This is a genomic window from Paenibacillus sabuli (assembly GCF_014705605.1).
Lineage (GTDB): Bacteria > Bacillota > Bacilli > Paenibacillales > Paenibacillaceae > Paenibacillus_D > Paenibacillus_D sabuli.
In genome coordinates this window covers 1-16,603 of sequence record NZ_JACXIZ010000043.1, presented here as the reverse complement: position 1 = coordinate 16,603, position 16,603 = coordinate 1, and the positions used below count along the sequence as shown (strand labels likewise).

Genomic DNA, 16,603 nt, shown 5'->3' with positions numbered 1-16,603 from the left:
CCGCATGGCTGCAGATATCAAGGAGCGGATCGATCTCCAGGCGATCAATTGCGAAAAAGAGCTGACGCTCGCTGTCATCGGCGGGAAATGGAAGCTGATTATTTTGTGGCATCTCGGTCTGGAGGGCACGAAGCGATTTGGCGAGCTAAAAAAGCAGATCCCGAACATTACGCAAAAGATGCTGACCAACCAGCTGCGGGAGCTGGAGGAGGATCGGCTCATCGTCCGCAAGGTCTACGCCGTCGTACCGCCCAAGGTCGAATACAGCTTGACTGCGCACGGCGAGAGCCTGTTTCCGGTGCTGCGCATGATGTACGATTGGGGCAAGGCGTATGGCGAGGAAGTGATCTGGAAGGACAAGGCCGCAGAGCCGGTCACCTCGGATTCGCGCTGAGACTCGCTTGAATCCACACTGGAGGATGTCGATTATGCCGTTTTTTTCCGATCCTTTGCGGGATCATTTGGACCTGCCGCAGGGGCTGCCGATCCTGGTCGCGCGTACTGCGGGCGTGAGCCCGCCTTTTCAGCGGCTGCACCGCCATACGGCGCTGGAGATCAACGCAATTGCCGCCGGGAGCGGCTATTATTTAATCAACGGCGTGCGGTACGACTTTGACGAAGGCGATCTCGTGCTGATCAATGCCAACGACCTGCATCGCGCATTCGAGACGGAGGGGCTGGTCATGGATATCGTCATGGTGCAACCGGCCTATCTCAGCCTGGAGCAGCGCTATGATCCCGAGCTGCTGCTGCCGCTGCGCGAGCTGGGCAGCCGACTCGGGCACGTGATCCGGCCGGGCCACCCGGCCCATGCGCGTCTGATGGAGCTCGTCTGCGATATCAAGCGGGAGTATGAGGCGCGCGAGCTGCATTACGAAGCGGTGATTCGTGCGCAGCTGGTACGCCTCTTCGCGTATGCCGGCCGCACTTTTGGCAGCGGGGAGGGGCGTGAGCAGCCGCGGACGAAGGGGATGGAGACGATCCGCGAGCTGCTGCGTCTGATGGAGGAGCAGCCGAGTCGGCCGTGGACGTTGGCTGCGCTGGCGGAGGCGGCGCATCTGAGTCCGTCGCATTTGAGCGCTCTGTTCGTCCGCTTTGTCGGCACCTCGCCGATGGATTATTTGATCCAGCTGCGCCTGGCCCGAGCGGTGGAGCTGATCGAGACGACCGACCGCAAGCTGATTGATATTGCGGGGGCTTGCGGCTTTCGCAATTTATCCAATTTCAATCGGCTCTTCAAGCAGCACCTGGGCAAGCCGCCCTCCGAGCTGCGCAGAGCCATATCCGCCGAATCGTAAGTTCGAAACGTAAGATTGTATCAGAACACCGCCGTTTTCTACAAGAACGGCGATGTTTTTTTGTATATTGTAAACAATATAGTAAAGGAGGCGAGCGCGGTGTTGTATTTGGGAATTGACGCCGGCGGGACCAAGACCGACGCGCTGCTGGTCGATGCGTCCGGAACCGTGCGCGGCCGCGGCCGCGGCGGCTGCGGCAATCACCAGCTCTCGGTCGAGTTGGCGCGCGCGAGCATCGCCGAGGCTTGCGAGGCTGCGCTTCGCGAGGCCGGCGCGATGCGCAGCGACGTGGCCTACGCGTATTTCGGCCTTGCGGGGGCTGACCGCGAGCCCGACTATGCTGTACTGCGCCCGCTGGTCGGCGCGCTCGGCTACAGGCGACATGCGATCGCGTGCGATACGATGATCGGCATGCGCGCCGGGACGCGCCTGCCCTACGGGGCGGCGATCGTGAGCGGGACGGGCTTCAATGCCGCCGCCCGCAACCGGCATGGCGAGGAGCTGCAATATGGCGGATTCGGCTACGTATACGGCGACGGTCTCGGCACCGGCAAGGACTTGGCCAATCACGCCTTGCGGACGGCGATTCGCAGCTGGCAGGGGCGAGAGGCGCCGTCGCTGCTGTGCGAGCTCGTGCCGGATGCGCTCGGTCATGCGACGATGGAGGCGATGTACGATGCGCTGCTCGACGGGGATGTGCGGCCGCCGGCGGAGCTCGCCAAGCTGATGTTCGAGGCGGCGGCGCAAGGCGACCCGCCAGCCATCGCCGTCCTGGAGGCCGAGGGCGCCGAGCATGCCAATGCCGTAGGCGCGCTGATTCGCAGGCTCGGGATGCAGGACGAGGCCTTCGATGTCGTGCTGATCGGCAGCGTGCTGATGCGCGGCGGGTCGCCGCACATGGTCGAGGCGATCCGCACCGGCGTGGCGGCAGTCGCGCCGGCTGCCCGCGTCGTCAAGCTGACGGCCGATCCGGTCGTCGGCGCGGCATTGTGCGCGCTGGAGAGCGCGGGAGAGAAGGTCGACGAGGCCTTGGAGCAGCGGCTGCGGCAGTCGGCTGCCGTGGAGTAAGTGTCCATTACAGAATAACTTGGTGCGATTGAAACCGTCATTATCCCTTTACCATCCGCCAACGAACCTAACGGTTGCCACAGCGGCTATTGCGCCCAAAAAAGCGCCGCTTGAATTGTAACGGTTGCCATAGGTCTTATTTTCTTGAAATCCATCGAAAAAACGCGATTGTGGCCAAATAAGCGCTGTGGCAACCGCTAGCCTGGAAATCACCTGAAATCGATCGAAATAAGCGCGCTGGCAACCGTTAGCTGAGGTGCATCCGTTTGCCCGCCTGATGGGAACGGGCAGGCGCAGAAGGGCGATCCAGGCAAGACAAGAAAGGCAAGACAAGAAAGGCAAGACAAGAAAGGCAAGACAAGAAAGGCGGGAGTTATCATGCAACGGAAAGCGTTGAAACTAGCCGTAATCGGGGGCGGGTCCTCTTATACGCCCGAGCTGCTGGAAGGTCTGATCAAGCGGTACGCGGACATGCCGGTGCGCGAGCTGTGGCTCGTCGATATCGAAGCCGGCAAGGACAAGCTGAACATTGTCGGGGAACTGGCCCGCCGAATGGTCGCGCAGGCCGGCGTTCCGATGGAGGTGCATCTGACGCTTAACCGGCGCGAGGCGATCGCCGGTGCGGATTTCGTCACGACACAGCTGCGCGTCGGATTGCTGGCGGCGCGCCGTCAGGACGAGCATATTCCGATTGCGCACGACGTCATCGGCCAGGAGACGACCGGGCCGGGCGGCATGCTCAAGGCGCTGCGGACCGTGCCGGTCATCCTGGACATCTGCCGGGATATCGAGGAGCTGGCGCCTGACGCCTGGCTGCTGAACTTCACCAATCCGGCGGGGATCGTCACCGAAGCGGTGCACAAGCACAGTCGCGTCAAGAGCGTCGGCCTGTGCAACTCGCCGCTCGCCTTCACCAAGATGCTTGCCGCCGAATACGGCGTCGCCGAGAAAGAGACGCTGCCGGAATTCGTAGGCATCAATCATCTGCACTGGGTCACGGCCGCGTATGTCAATGGCGAGGACAAGCTGCAGGAGCTGATTGCCCGAGGGGCAAGCCACACCGCAGCCAATGTGAAGGCACTGGACTGGGACCCGGACTTCCTGCGTGCGCTTGGGGCGATCCCCAGCTACTATCTGCGTTACTATTACATGCGGGACCAGATGCTCGCCGACATGAAGTCCGCGCTAGCCGCAGATGGGACACGCGCTGACATCGTCGGCCGGGTCGAGCGGGAGCTGTTCGAGCTATACCGTGATCCGCAGCTGCGGGAGAAGCCGCGCCAGCTCGAGCAACGCGGCGGCGCATATTATTCCGAGGCGGCCGTGCGGCTGATGCATGCGCTCTATACGGACCGCCGCGATATTCAGACGCTCAATGTGGCTAACGACGGGATGCTCGATTTCCTGCCTGCGGATGCGAGCATCGAGGTCAATTGCGTTGTTGCCGCTCAGGGGCCGATGCCGCTGCGACCGCAGCGCGTGCCGGAATCGATCAAGGGCCTGCTGCAGGCGGTGAAGGCGTACGAATCGCTGACCGTCGAAGCTGCGGTCACGGGTGATCGAGACGTGGCGCTGCTGGCAATGGCGGCACACCCGCTCGTGCCGAGCGTGGCGGTCGCCAAGGCGCTGCTGCACGAAATGCTGGACGCGAACCGATCGTATTTGCCGCAGTTCTGCGGGGATATAGCCTTGGAAACGGGCGCAAATGACCGCTAAGCGTCGCTGGTGTCCGCTAGAGTCGCCATTCGCCCGCGTTCAACCGCGCCCAGATGCGCCTAACCATGTCCAACTGCGCCTATCTGCACCTGCTCGCGCCTAACCATGTCCAACTGCGCCTATCTGCACCTGCTCGCGCATACCCGGTCCAACCGCACCGATCTGACGCTGACCCGCGCTCGGGTGGGACCCCAAAAAAGGCCTCCGTTGTCGCGGCTTGCGACGAACGGAGGCCCTTTCTTATTTCTCTCGCAGCATCGAGGTCCACAGATTGGAGGGCTCGTAGCCGAGCCGCCAGGCGGCGACGCCGGCGAGATCGTACTGCTTGGCAATATCGATGCGCGCCAGCACGGTGTCTGGCGTCTCCGCCCAGAAGACGTAAGTCGAGCCGCCTTGCTGGTACGTGTACTTGTCTTGCCCGTACACCGGATCGTATTGCGAGGTGGCCTGTACAGATGCGAGCAGATCCGGCAGATCCTTCATCAGCAGCGTACGGTTGCCGATCAGCTGACCGCTCGCGTCGAGCTGCCACTCCCGCATGTAGTAGGGGATGCCCAGCACCAGCTTGCTGCGTGGAATGCCGTAGGAGAGGAACTGCTTGACGCCTTCCTCGGTCCACTGCAGGCCCGATACGGAGCCGGGCGAGTCGCTGCCCTTGTAGAATTGATCGTACGCCATGATCACGACATAATCAACGAGCTCGGCAAGTTCCGTATGATCGTAGGCGGTCTTGTGATTCCAGGACAGGCTGCCGCGCGGCAGATCGATCGACAGCGTGAGGCCGGCTTGCCTGGCCGCGGCGCTGAGCCGGCCCACGAAGGCCGTATAGCGAGCACGGTCGTCGGCTTTGATTGCCTCGAAGTCGAGATTCACACCGTCCGCTTGCAAGGCGGTCAAGCGCTCGATCAAGGCGTCGACGAAGCGCTTTTGCGCCGCCTTGTCCGCGAGGAACGCCTCCGTCAGCTCGGGGTCGAACTGATTGTGCACGAGCGGCATCACCTGCATGCCTTGTCCGCGCAGCTCGCGCGCGAGCTCGGCGTCGGAGGTATCCCGCAGGGAGCCGTCGGCGGCCGCCAGCTCGAACCAGGTCGGCGAATCGATGTCCAGTCCCTGGGTCCGGACGAGCTGATCGCGAATCGTGTCGCTGCGCGAGGAGCCATTCCAGCCGAGATACAGCAGTTTTTTCAGATTGCTCCAGATCGTGCGGCCGTCCTCAGTGAGCACGCGGCTGTCGGCGTAGCGCGCGGCGAGCTCCACTGCGGCTTCGCGCGTATGTACGTAGCGCAGCGACTTGTCGCCTTGCTTGACCTGCAGATACGGGATGTTCGTCCACCATACCTGCGCGTCCCTCACAATTTGCGCCCCGGCATAGCGCTTGGCGTATTGCACCGCATTGTCCAGGCCGAAGAAGGTGCGGATCTCGCGCCCGTTCTGCAGTACCCGGTATGGGGCGACATTGGAATGAACCTGCTCACCGCTGACGGTGTTGTAGACCTGGCTATTTTTGACGCCGGCGGCGGCGCGAATCGCGTCGAGCAGGAAGCTGTAGCGCTCGCCGGCCGGCTTCCCGTCCTGACGCAGCTCGTAGATCTCGGGTCCGCTGCGCTGCGCTTCCTTCTGCGTCTCGCTGAGATTGTCCCAGATCCAGCTGTTCGAAGACACCTTCATAATGTGCGCGTTGCTCCAGCGCTGCGCTTCGGCCTTGGCGTCGTCCAGCGCAGCGAATTCCCACTCGGGCATCGTCTTGTCGCCTTGATAGAGACGGTATTGCGTATGATTGCTATAGACCCAGCCCGGGCGCTGGAGATCGCGAATGTGCGCGTCCCGGAGCGTTCTGGCCTTGGCCAGCGCGTCCGCGTATTCCGCGTATTCCCACTGCGGCCGACTCTTCCCGCTCTGGTACACCTTGTAGCGCGGCAGGTTGTCCCAGATCCAGGCGCGATCCGCGATCCGCTCCACATGGCTATAAGCATAGCTAGCGGCATAGCGGACGGCTTGCTCCCGCGTAGCGAATTCGCGTAGCGCGTTGTCATTCTGGTAGACGCGGTATTGCGTCATGCCGCTGCTCGCTGCGGCGGCGGGCACGCCGAGTGCGGCCTGCAGCAGCAGGAGCGCGGCCAGCGGCCATATCCAACTTTTTCTCATGATGTGCACGATCACTCTCCTCTGCGATACGGTCTGCTAGATTAGACGCAATCGGTAGCGAGAGGTTGCGGTGCGCGGACAACCCTTCCAGGATGTGCCAGTAGCTGACAGAGGACATGCAAAAACCGGACGGCGCGGGAGGCGCCGTCCGGGAGATCATAGGGCAGATCATGGCGTCGTACTCGTACAAGGTCAGTCCTCGATGTCCGCCCAGATCTCGTCGTCCAGACCGAGCTTGATCTGGGAGCGGAAGACGCGCCGGTTGTAGTGCTTGTACATATATTGCTCGACGGCCTCCAGCAGGTTGGCCTCGACGAGATACTGGCTGCGGCCTTGTATCCATACCTCCGCAGTGAAGCCGAGCTCCTCGTCCCAGGACAGCTGCGCCTCGACGGAGGTCGGGGGCACATCCTTGCGATCAGCCATATGATAGCAGACCGCATTGATGACCTCATCCATGTAGATGCGCATGCTTAGTAGGTTCTCCGCTGATCGTGCGTCTTGTCGCGATTATCGCGGAAGTAGCGGATGATGCCGCGGATCGCGATGAACAGCAGGTAGATGGCGAGCACGTTGACGAGCAGGCCCATGAATTCGCCAAGTCCGCCCATGCCGGCGAACATTCCGCCAAACAGCATGCCGGCCAGGCCGCCGATCATCAGACCCTTCATGAGGCTGCCGCCGCTGAAAAAGCCGCGGTTGGCGCTGGTGGCGGCGGTGTTGGTGCCGGATGTGTTGCGCGTGCTCGAGACGCTGCTGGACTGCGACGAGTCGGCAGAGCGGCTCGGATTGCTCGTGATGCCTTGCTTCGGCGAGCTGAAGCCGCCGCCTCTGCCGCCGCGTCGCGCATCGGCATCGTCCGGGACGATGAATACGAACAGCAGGGCAACCCCCATGATGAACAGCATTAATTTCTTCATTTCGTTCCTTCTCCTCCTGCATCGTTGTCGACGGCTGGATTGCCATCCTTTCCAAATACGTCTAGTATGAAAGTAGGTTTCAAATTTTTTTGAAAATGGAAGCACGATGCGCACGGCTGTACGCTGAACGCAACGGACAAAAACGGCCGTTAGAACCCCGATTGTGCCTCATGCGAATTGTAACGGACAAAAATGTCCGTAAGGCAAAGGGGTGCGGCCGGCCCCATCCCGCCAACTTTCTGCCTGTGGAGGTGAATTGAACGTGAAGCATTATCCGGAGGCTTATGTACGTTATTTAATAGAATTTCACGCCACTCGGGATTATTTCGAGTGTCATGAGCTGCTAGAGGAGCATTGGAAGGAAGAAGGCCCGGCGGCGCCGCTTGCCCGGACGTGGGTGGCGCTCATTCAGCTGGCTGTCGGGCAGTATCATCATCGGCGCGGCAATGCATCGGGGGCGCTGAAGATGCTGCGTCAGGCGCTGCGCGGCTTCGATCAGGAAGCCTTGGCCGGTCTCGGCCTCGACGGGGGACGTCTGCAAGAGATGGTGCGCGGGCGCGCGCGCGAGCTGGAGGGAGGGGGCCGGAGCTGTCCGTTTCGAGACCTTAATCTGCCGCTCGCCGATCCGGACCTGGTCGCCCGTTGCCTGGCGCGCGGCGACGAGATCCGGGCCTCCTGGGGGCTGCCGAGCCGGATTGACGATGTCGCGCTTGTGCATCGGCATACGCTGCGGGACCGGACCGACGTCATCGCTGCGCGCGAGGCGGCGCTGGCGCGACGCCGGTCCGGCCAAGACGACAGGCCTGGTGCCATTCGGAACTAGGTTTTTTGCAGCGCTACGCCTTTTTGAGCCAGGCCAACAGGCGGCCGTTGTAGATCTGCAGGGTCGGCACAGCGAGGCCGCACGCTCCGGCCAGGGCGTACAGTTCGTCGCTGCTGTAGAATTTGCCTATCGTCTCCGGCGGCGTGTCAGCGGAATAGAGCGGCATCTCGAGCAGGTCGGGAGACGCTTGATTCGGCGCGAAATATCGCTTCCACGGCGTCGAGAGGAGCAGACTGCCGCCGGGCGTCAGCCGATCCGTCAGCTTGCGGAGGACTGGAATCGGATTGTAGCGCAGCTGCTCCAGCACCTCGGTGAACAAGATGATGTCACAAGGCTCGTCGCCCGGCAGCTCGTCGGCCTCGATATTGCAGCGCGACCAGCCGATCCCGTGCTCGCGCTCCAGCTCCGGCGACCAGTAGGCGTCGGTCGTATCGACGGCGCGGCAGGAGGCGCCGGCCAGCGCGCTGTACAGGATCAAGGTGCCGTAGGCCGCGCCGACGTCCAGGACGCGCGCGCCGGGACGGGCGAGCAGGGCGTCGAGGATCGGGAGCAGCGGCAGCCAGTATGAAGCTTCCTGCTCGCGATAGGCCTCCAGGTAGTGACTGCCCCCCGCGCGCGCTTTATGGTAACGGCTCAACGTCTCCTGCACCTCCCGCAGGCGCTCCAGCGCTTCGCTGAGAGCGAGCCCGCGTAGGGCGGCCTCGGCGCGCGAAGCCGCAGTCTGATCTGGCAGGGAGGAGCCCTCTGCGATCGGCTCATCCGCCCTTTGCGTCTTCGCGTCCGGCCTCGGCGCTTGCTCCGTCGCAGCCGACGGTTCGTCAGCTCGCTCCGCGGCGATCGGCGTGCGCGCCGCACTCACGAGCAGGTAGCCCGGGAAGGCGGACCGCTCTTCCTCCGACAGCTCGGCATACCATTCCTGTAACGCCTGCTTGACCGGCTGAGCGCCGCCGATAAAGTCGAGAAAAGCCAGTCCGTCGGTAAAGCCGATGCTGGATTCCTCGATCAGCTCCACGCCGCCGGCTGCACATACGTCGCCGAGCGAGGCGACGGGATTCTCGATGCCGTAAGGCCAGCTGCCCTGCTGCTCGGCATAGGCTTTGCCGATCCGGTACGGCAGGCACGCGGCGCAGGGCGTCAGGATGATCACGTGACCGCCGGGCTTGGTCACGCGGGCCATCTCCCGTACAATCCTGACCTTCTCGGTGTCGTCGAAATGCTCCAGCACGCCGGCATTCCAGGCGACGTCGACGGCTGCGTCCGGCAGTGGAATGCTGCGGATATCCGATTGCACGAAGGATGCCCGCACGCCGGCGCGCGCGAAGGCGCCGCGGCTATTGTCGATCGCCTGCTCGGAATAATCGACGAGCAACACAGTTGCGCCCTCGCGTCCGAGTCTTAGCGAGATTTTGCCGGTCCCTGATCCCGCTTCCAGGAAGCTTCGTCCTTCCGGCTCTCCGACGATAGCTTGCAACTTGTCGTAGATCGTCTGACTCAGCGCGTCCCAGCTGTAATTGACTCCATTGGACCAAAGCCGATCCCACACTTCTTTTTGCGCTTGTGCACTTGTCAACCTTCATTCCCCCGATCCGGGTCGCCCAGATGCGCGAATGCCGCGGGGCGCCCGTGAATATGCTCGAGTCGGCGTAGTCCCTGCACGCCGTACTGGCGTACGAGCGCCCGCTCGTTGACCTGAAATTCCGCTTCCTTGCCCGGCAGCGACATCCGCTGCGCCATCGTCGCATGATAGACCCAACTGCCGAGCACGCAGACGGGCCGCCAATCGACGCGCGTGCCCATGTAATAATGGTAGGCAAGCAGCAGGGCGTCATCCTCGTAGCCTTGCTTGCCTGGCATCTCTCGCACCGGATAACCGCCGACCGCGCGCAGCGCAGCCGCACGATGAATGACGGGGTGCACGAAGCCCGCTCGCACGCCGCTGCGGGGCAGCTCCGCCAGCCGCTCGAGTATCGCCGGGGCATCCGGGGGCGGCGGGATCCATTCGCCGAGCGGCTGCAGCTCTCCGCTCGCGGTCAGGATGCCGGGGCAAGCCATCGGCTCCCCGCTGCGTTCGAGATAGTCGATAAGCGGCGCATGCCAGCTCGGCGGGAAGAGCATGTCGACGTGCACCTCGGAGATATAGGCCGTCTGCGGCAGGTGCGACCAGATGTAGTCGAAGCAGGCTTGGCGCGCCTGAGCGATGCCGATGTTGACGCCGCTGCCGAGTACGACCGCTTCGACGCCGGCGGCGACGGTGATGGCATCGAGCTCTTCATTGGGCAGACTGCCCTGATTGTACAGCACGACGCGGCGCTCGCCTGAGCGGGCCAGCGTTGTCAGCGCGGACAGCGCCATCTCCAGATCGAATTGCCGATGTTGCTCGCGAATGAGGAGCGGCAGCGTATGAACGACCTTCATGACGGGTTCACCTCCTCAGAATAGGGCGGACGGCTCTTCTTGCCAGGGCAGCAGATTCGGCTGCGCGTCAAGGATGGAATCGTATTGCGCCTGCCAGCCGAAGAGCGCTTGCGGATCAAGTGCCTGGTAGCGTGCGGCCTTGGCCTCGCGGTCCGCTGCACGCGCCCAGCCGTAATGCTTGAGACGCAGCTCGGAGAGCGCGTGCGGCAGCTCGAAGATATTGTCCGGGAAGCGGCCGCAGTGCTGGGCCGTCTCCTTCCAGCGATAGTCGAATGCCGGCCGATGACGCAGCAGGAAGGGACGATAGCTCCGATGGGCCTGCCAGCATGCATCCTCCCGGTAGTGCGTCTCGCTCCACATGTCATACAAGCGGAAGCAGTACAGATCGACGTCGTCACGCAGCAGCATCGCGCGTATCTCGTCCGCAAAGCGGTCCTCGAACCATTCGTCGGCATCCAGATTAAGCATCCATCCGGGTCCGGCGCGTACGGTGGCCTGCCACTGTTGCTGCCGCAGCCGCACTTCGTCGGCGAAGCGGGAGTTCGTATTGCGTATCAGAGTGACCGGCACCTCGCCTAGCGCCTCCATGCATAAGCGCGCCGTCTCGTCCGAGCTGCCGTCGTCAATGATGACCGCCTGATCGACATAGCGGCGATGCCGCGCAAGCGCGCGCTCGAGATAGCGGCCGCATTCATCGCGCACGATCATCGACAGCGTGAGTGTCGGGCGCTCACGGATCAAGGAGGGGCGGAGGATACTCCCGGCCGTGTCCGCCGAATCTGCTCCACCGGAAGCCTCCGTACGTTGCAGATAATCGTCGGCCCCTTCCAGATCGCTGTCGCGATAGATATGATAGGCGGGGGCCCGGGTATCTACGTACAGTTCCAGGCCGAGCGCCGCCGCGCGAATGCAGAAGTGCCGATCTTCTCCCCAGAATGACAGATTCGGAATCATCCTGAAGCTGACGCCTGCTTGGAGCGCGCCGCGGCTGATCAGGGTACAAGCCCCGAGTCCGCCGACCGGATAGACGCCGGGCTGATTGAGCCTGGCAATAAATTCGGCATAGCGCGCGCCCTGCTCCTCGGCGGTCAGCGTCTCGCCGCGCTGCTGCTCCCACTGCGTATATTCGTCTTGCAGCCAGACCTGCGGCTGCGGCTGTGCATCCGGCTGCCAGCGCGTCCAGAACAGCTCGGATATGATCGCCTTGCCCGTATCCGCCAGCCGTTCGACGGCATCGGGATGCAGCAGCAGATCGGAGTCGATCAGCAGCAGATGATCGTAATCCAGCTCGCGCGCGCGCGCGATGATGGCATCCTTGAAGGCCGCGACCTTCCAGACGAGCCGCTCATTCCAGTAGTGGGTGTGCTCATCGCGAACGTAGCGGTCTTGTCTGGCGGCAGGCAGTATGGAAGCGCGCTCCTGTGCGCGCGCGAATGCCTGCAACTGCTCGCTCGACGCGGGGTCCTCATTGTCGTCGATCAGATAAAAATCGAGCGCGACGCGCTGCTGGCGCAGCCGCGCCAGCCCGGTCAGGAAACGGGCGAGAATCTGCGGCTTCTGGCAGACCGGACTGCCGACGAGGATGCGCAGCCGCCGCTCGGTCATGACTGCCCGCCGCTAGCGGCCGCGGCTTCTTCCTCTTGCAGCCGCTTGAGGAAGTAAGTCCGGTTGCCGAGCATCGCCGCGTCCTCGGGCCGATAGCTCAGCGCCTGCTCGTTCCAGACACTGGCCTCCGCGATTCGTCCGAGCCGGTCCAGACAGACGGCCAGTTGCAGGCGCGGGAGCCAGGTGTGGCAGGCAGGATTGTGAAAGCCCAGGTGCTCGGCGGGCGGCACGAGCGTGGTCGCCAGTCGGTACCAGACGCTCGCGGCCTCGTAGTCCTTGCGCTGCATGAAGGCGTAGCCGATGCGACAGCAAAATTCGGCGCGCGGCGCGCCGTATTGCAAGGCGCGCAGCGACGCCTCCAGCTCAGCCTGCCGGTCCCCCAGCGCATGATAACAGTCGGCGAGCTTGCCGCATGCCGAAATGACATCCTCGATCCAGCCCGCTCCGCCGCCGATGAAGCGGTCGTAATAGGAGATGGCCTCGCTGTGCCTGCCGTGATCCTTCAACTCATTGGCATAGTAGTATTGATCGCGGGGCGTGAGGGCGTCGCCCTTTACGAGCCGGCGCTCATAAATCTTAAGATTACGGCCGGGATCCTTCTCCTTGCCGGCGCTGCGGTGCTTGACGGCGATATCGCTATTGATAATGTGGCCGCCGACCTCCAGATACTCGTGCACCGCGCCGATCCAGCGGAAGCCGCGGCTACGCTTCACCAGCCGGTTGCGACGCAGGCTGAAGGTGACATTGCCGAATTCGTCGTGACTCAGATCGTAGCGCATCGTGACCGAGTCGACGGATGGATCGAGCGTGCGTTTGAGCGACTGTAGCTTGGCGAGGTCGTCCGCTTCGAGCACGTCGTCCGCGTCCAGCCACAGGATGTATGTAGAGGTCGCTTTGGCAAAGGCGGTGTTGCGCGCGGCGGCAAAATCGTCGATCCATTCAAAGTCGTACACGTGGGCGCCATGCTGCTCGGCAATCGTTTTGGTACGATCCCCGGACCCCGTATCGACCACGATGATCTCGTCTACGGCCTCCTTAACCGACGACAGGCAACGTTCCAGCACGGCCTCTTCGTTTTTGACAATCATGCACAGGCTAATGCTTATCACTGCTATTGGCTCCCCCATCCTTTCATGGTGCTGTCTTACCCGATATATATTCAGCGCGGCTGTCAACATGACAGATTGAAGGCGAAGTCCACAATCTGAATTCGAAAAATATAGCGGACATGCATAATGCGAATTGGTGCGCCGTACGTATAGCTAGAAGTGATAATCAGGGAATTCCCGCGTAAGTCCATCCAAGCAGAGTATGAGCTAAGGAGGCCCCAGTCCATGAGCATGCCCAATATACCGGAGGAGCTCCACCGGCCTAGCCGACACGAGGTCGCCATCGATCTGCTCAAGTCGATCGCGATGGAAGAGACCGCACTCTCTCACCTGATGAATGCGGAGGCGGAGAAGATCCAGGCGTTCGTAGGTGAGCGATTGCAATTTCCTTCCCATCCTTCCACGGTGGAAATGATGAAGATTGGCAATCAGACCTTCAAGCTGCTTGATGTGATCGTCATGAAGGAGTGGCTGCTGCTGCGCAAGCTGGAGGCCGCGCTGGAGCTCTGCGAGCCGCATGGCCACGAACATCACTGCGAGGAAGAGGAGTAGCGGGCATGGCGGCGCGGCAGGATGATTGGCTGGCGGAGATCGAGCATCTGGACGAACAGGTGTGGCCGGACGTGTACGAGGCGTACCTTCATTATATGCGCGCGCTAACAGACCTTTTGCGCGGCATGGAAGTCAGATTGCCGCGCAACGCCGGCCATCGGGTGCGCCAACTCCAGCAACCGCTAGAGCGGCTGCTGGAGGACTACGCACGTAAAAACGAGCATTGCCGTGCAGCCTATGCGGCTTCGAACCGAGCCGATGATGTGCTGCGCGCGCGTGCTGCCGATGCGCGTCGGGCACGGGGCTTGGGCTTGGAATTGCAGCGCGTGCTCATCGCAGCCGGCAAGCGTCCCGATCGCGATCCGGATATGCGCGCACTTCGCACAATCCCACTGCGCGGGCCCACAAAACGCCGTGTGTATCGCAAGGCGACGGATCTGCAGGGCGCAGCAGTCAAAACATCGGCGTCGCCGGCCCCGGCGCGGATCTGGACGCCGGTTGCAACAAAAAGCGCGGTCTGGCGTCCGCGGCGCAATTCGAACGGCGCGGGTCGGCCCCGGCGCGCATATGAGCGCGCCGATCGGGCCGCCGATGAGGCGGTGCGGCTCACCGGGAAAGGCGCCAAGCTCCGCAAGCCCCGGCGCCGCAGCTCGAAAAAACGGGAGTAACAGAAGGCGGAACTCTGTGGAGGTGTGGCGTGAAAGCTCAAGAACGGCTGCTGTCACTGTGCATGATCGTAAAAAACGAAGAGGCGACGATCGCCAGGTGTCTGAAAAGCGCCAGAGCGGCAGTGGATGAGATGATCGTCGTCGATACGGGGTCGACGGACCGCACACCGCAAATGTGCGCGGCAGCCGGTGCCAAAGTGCTGCACTTTCCCTGGCAAAACAACTTCGCAGAGGCACGCAATCACGGGCTGAAGGAGGCGAGCGGGCGATGGGTGCTATGGCTTGATGCAGACGAGACCTTGCAGGTCGAAGATTGCGCGCGGCTGCGCGATGCACTGCGAACAAGCGAGGAGACCGTCATGCTCGTCGAGCTGATTAACTATTATGGGGCTCAGCCGCCTGACCCGTACCGCGCGCACAAGCTGCTTCACCATCGGCTATTGCGCAACGGACTCGGGTTGCGGTTCAAAGGCCGGATTCACGAGCAACTGGATTTCGGGGAGGTGATGCCCGGCGACATCCGGGTCGGCGAGGCCGAGGTCCGCGTCCATCATTTCGGCTATATGGACGAAGCAGTGACCGGCAAGCAAAAACATCTACGGAACATGGCGTTGCTGCGCGGCGAGAAGGAAAGGAGGAACGACGATCCCTGGATCGACTTTCATCTGGCGGGAGAGCTGTATCGTGTGGGCGATTATCGGAGCGCATTCGAACAAGTGAATGCCGCGATGCGTGGTTTTTTGAGCCTCGGGCAGATCCCGCCGTCTTTGCTATACAAGTTGAAATACGCCTCTCTGCTCGAATCGGGGAGTTGGAGAAGCGTGTGGCCGGCGATTGAGCGTGCGATCGAGCTCTATCCCGACTATGTCGATCTTCATTTTTACTGCGGGATCGTTCAACTCGCGCGCGGAGACAGTGCAGCAGCGCTCGCGGCTTTTGAGACTTGTCTTCGATTGGGCGAGGGGTATTCGGTTCACCTGACGACAGCGGGTGCTGGCAGCTTCCTGGCGGAATATTACATCGGACTCTGTCATGAGCATAGCGGCGAGTCGGATGCGGCCAGAAGGGCTTATATACGTGCTCTGGACGGTTATCCGCAGCTTGAGGAAGCGCTCGCCCGCCTGGAGTCGGGAGAGCGATCATCGACTGATGGAGGTGGGGCTGGATGTCGCAAGCCAATATTCCGAACATAACCCCGATAATATCCGTAACGAGAGACGAGAGCGCGACGATGCTGCTTTCTTCCATCGCGCTGGAAGAAATGGCGCTCGCGCATATCATGAATGCCGAAGCTGAGAAGCTGCAGTTTGTATTGGGCACGCTTGATACCAGAACGACGGGTCCGGCGGCACTCAGACATGATCAATTGCTGGCGGTAAACGCCTCGGTTCGCAAAACGCTGCAAGATGTCGTGCTGAAGGAAATATTACTTTATATGAAATTCGAGCATGTGTTGGAGCTGTTGCATGAGGGAAATCATACGCCGGGAAAAGGCGGACTGGTCTAGCCAACGAACAGGAGGTTATCGATGTCACAATCGAACATCCCCAATATCACCCCGGTCATAACGATCACGAGGGATGACGCCGTCAATCTGTTGCTCTCCTCGATCGCACTGGAGGAACTGGGACTCAGCCATATTATCAACGCCGAAGGAGAAAAGCTGCAATACGTGTTGGGCACGCTGCCCGGGCTGTCAGGTCCGGCTGCGACGATCAGCGATATCCTGACCGTCAATTCGAGTGTCAGAGACACGATTCGCGATCTGACCAAAAAAGAATGGCTGCTCCAGACAAAGTTGGAGAGCATTCTCTCAACCCCGATCTCGATCGGGCCGACGGGAGCGACTGGCCCGACAGGGCCGTCGGGCGGACCGCCCGGTCCAACAGGTGCGACTGGGGCAACCGGCGCCGCCGGGGCAACAGGCCCGACCGGGGACACCGGGGCGACCGGAGCTACCGGAGCTACCGGACCCGCAGGAGCCACTGGCGCAACCGGGCCAACTGGTACGTTTGATCCCGAAGAAGCGCTGTTCAACGTAATCGGCCCGACCGGTACTGCGACTGTTGCCTTGGGCGAGGATCTGACATTCGAGACGAGCACGCTGGATATTTTTGTGACGCCGGGCTCGGCTATTGTGACGATCGATGCTCCAGGCGCTCTTGGCCCGACAGGAGCGACGGGGCCAGCGGGCGCGACAGGAGCGACGGGAGCGACGGGAGCCGACGGAGCGACGGGAGCCGACGGAGCGACAGGACCGGCAGGAGCGACGGGAGCGACGGGA

Annotated in this window: 16 protein-coding genes and 1 pseudogene; 10 read left to right on the top strand and 7 right to left on the bottom strand. The window is 62.2% G+C overall.

Annotation, left to right across the window (positions count from 1 at the left end; translation table 11 throughout):
* Window positions 1-4 precede the first annotated feature (4 nt).
* The 4 genes from IDH44_RS20835 (at window position 5) to IDH44_RS20820 (ending at window position 4,082) form a co-directional block, all read left to right on the top strand.
* A complete protein-coding gene (locus IDH44_RS20835) occupies window positions 5-394 on the top strand; it encodes a winged helix-turn-helix transcriptional regulator (protein WP_190920750.1) in 390 nt (129 codons plus the stop codon).
* A 34-nt stretch (window positions 395-428) separates the two neighbouring features.
* On the top strand, window positions 429-1,298 hold the full coding sequence (locus IDH44_RS20830; RefSeq protein WP_190920749.1) for a helix-turn-helix domain-containing protein: 870 nt from the start codon (window positions 429-431) through the stop codon (window positions 1,296-1,298).
* 99 nt (window positions 1,299-1,397) lie between these two features.
* Window positions 1,398-2,366, top strand: a complete 969-nt coding sequence (locus IDH44_RS20825; RefSeq protein ID WP_190920748.1) for an N-acetylglucosamine kinase — start codon at window positions 1,398-1,400, stop codon at window positions 2,364-2,366.
* Between the two features lie 378 nt (window positions 2,367-2,744).
* The gene (locus tag IDH44_RS20820) at window positions 2,745-4,082 is read left to right on the top strand and encodes a 6-phospho-beta-glucosidase (protein ID WP_190920747.1); all 1,338 of its coding nucleotides are present in this window, start codon (window positions 2,745-2,747) and stop codon (window positions 4,080-4,082) included.
* 240 nt (window positions 4,083-4,322) lie between these two features.
* Here IDH44_RS20820 and IDH44_RS20815 read toward each other — a convergent pair whose 3' ends face one another.
* The 3 genes from IDH44_RS20815 to IDH44_RS20805 form a co-directional block, all read right to left on the bottom strand.
* On the bottom strand, window positions 4,323-6,227 hold the full coding sequence (locus IDH44_RS20815; RefSeq protein WP_190920791.1) for a glycosyl hydrolase family 18 protein: 1,905 nt from the start codon (window positions 6,225-6,227) through the stop codon (window positions 4,323-4,325).
* 192 nt (window positions 6,228-6,419) lie between these two features.
* Window positions 6,420-6,698 carry a YxcD family protein gene (locus IDH44_RS20810; protein WP_190920746.1) on the bottom strand — a complete coding sequence of 93 codons (279 nt, stop codon included), beginning with the start codon at window positions 6,696-6,698 and terminating at the stop codon, window positions 6,420-6,422.
* Between the two features lie 2 nt (window positions 6,699-6,700).
* Entirely contained in the window at window positions 6,701-7,147 is a 447-nt protein-coding gene (locus IDH44_RS20805; RefSeq protein ID WP_190920745.1) for a hypothetical protein, read from the bottom strand.
* 262 nt (window positions 7,148-7,409) lie between these two features.
* On the opposite strand from IDH44_RS20805, the gene IDH44_RS20800 reads away from it, so the two are divergent.
* Window positions 7,410-7,970 (top strand): DUF309 domain-containing protein, encoded by a 561-nt coding sequence (locus tag IDH44_RS20800; RefSeq protein ID WP_190920744.1) that lies wholly within the window; start codon window positions 7,410-7,412, stop codon window positions 7,968-7,970.
* A 13-nt stretch (window positions 7,971-7,983) separates the two neighbouring features.
* Here IDH44_RS20800 and IDH44_RS20795 read toward each other — a convergent pair whose 3' ends face one another.
* The 4 genes from IDH44_RS20795 to IDH44_RS20780 are packed head-to-tail and all read right to left on the bottom strand — an operon-like array spanning window position 7,984 to window position 13,099.
* The gene (locus tag IDH44_RS20795; protein ID WP_190920743.1) at window positions 7,984-9,540 is read right to left on the bottom strand and encodes a methyltransferase domain-containing protein; all 1,557 of its coding nucleotides are present in this window, start codon (window positions 9,538-9,540) and stop codon (window positions 7,984-7,986) included.
* A complete protein-coding gene (locus tag IDH44_RS20790; RefSeq protein WP_190920742.1) occupies window positions 9,537-10,385 on the bottom strand; it encodes a hypothetical protein in 849 nt (282 codons plus the stop codon). Before IDH44_RS20790 ends, IDH44_RS20795 begins: the two co-directional genes overlap by 4 nt.
* Window positions 10,386-10,400: 15 nt before the next feature.
* Complete coding sequence (locus IDH44_RS20785) at window positions 10,401-11,990, bottom strand: glycosyltransferase family 2 protein (RefSeq protein WP_190920741.1); 1,590 nt, start codon at window positions 11,988-11,990, stop codon at window positions 10,401-10,403.
* Window positions 11,987-13,099: a glycosyltransferase gene (locus IDH44_RS20780; RefSeq protein ID WP_190920740.1), complete on the bottom strand. Its 1,113-nt coding sequence runs from the start codon at window positions 13,097-13,099 to the stop codon at window positions 11,987-11,989. Before IDH44_RS20780 ends, IDH44_RS20785 begins: the two co-directional genes overlap by 4 nt.
* A 225-nt stretch (window positions 13,100-13,324) precedes the next feature.
* Here IDH44_RS20780 and IDH44_RS20775 point away from each other — a divergent pair, with 225 nt between their 5' ends.
* From IDH44_RS20775 to IDH44_RS20755, 5 genes and pseudogenes are all read left to right on the top strand, one after another.
* Window positions 13,325-13,651 (top strand): hypothetical protein, encoded by a 327-nt coding sequence (locus IDH44_RS20775; protein ID WP_190920739.1) that lies wholly within the window; start codon window positions 13,325-13,327, stop codon window positions 13,649-13,651.
* Between the two features lie 5 nt (window positions 13,652-13,656).
* The gene (locus tag IDH44_RS20770; RefSeq protein ID WP_190920738.1) at window positions 13,657-14,319 is read left to right on the top strand and encodes a hypothetical protein; all 663 of its coding nucleotides are present in this window, start codon (window positions 13,657-13,659) and stop codon (window positions 14,317-14,319) included.
* A gap of 29 nt (window positions 14,320-14,348) precedes the next feature.
* Window positions 14,349-15,512 carry a glycosyltransferase gene (locus tag IDH44_RS20765; RefSeq protein WP_190920737.1) on the top strand — a complete coding sequence of 388 codons (1,164 nt, stop codon included), beginning with the start codon at window positions 14,349-14,351 and terminating at the stop codon, window positions 15,510-15,512.
* The gene (locus IDH44_RS20760) at window positions 15,485-15,826 is read left to right on the top strand and encodes a hypothetical protein (protein ID WP_190920736.1); all 342 of its coding nucleotides are present in this window, start codon (window positions 15,485-15,487) and stop codon (window positions 15,824-15,826) included. The genes IDH44_RS20765 and IDH44_RS20760 overlap by 28 nt, the downstream gene beginning before the upstream one ends.
* Before the next feature lie 21 nt (window positions 15,827-15,847).
* Window positions 15,848-16,603: pseudogene (locus IDH44_RS20755) on the top strand (spore surface glycoprotein BclB); the annotation flags it as partial.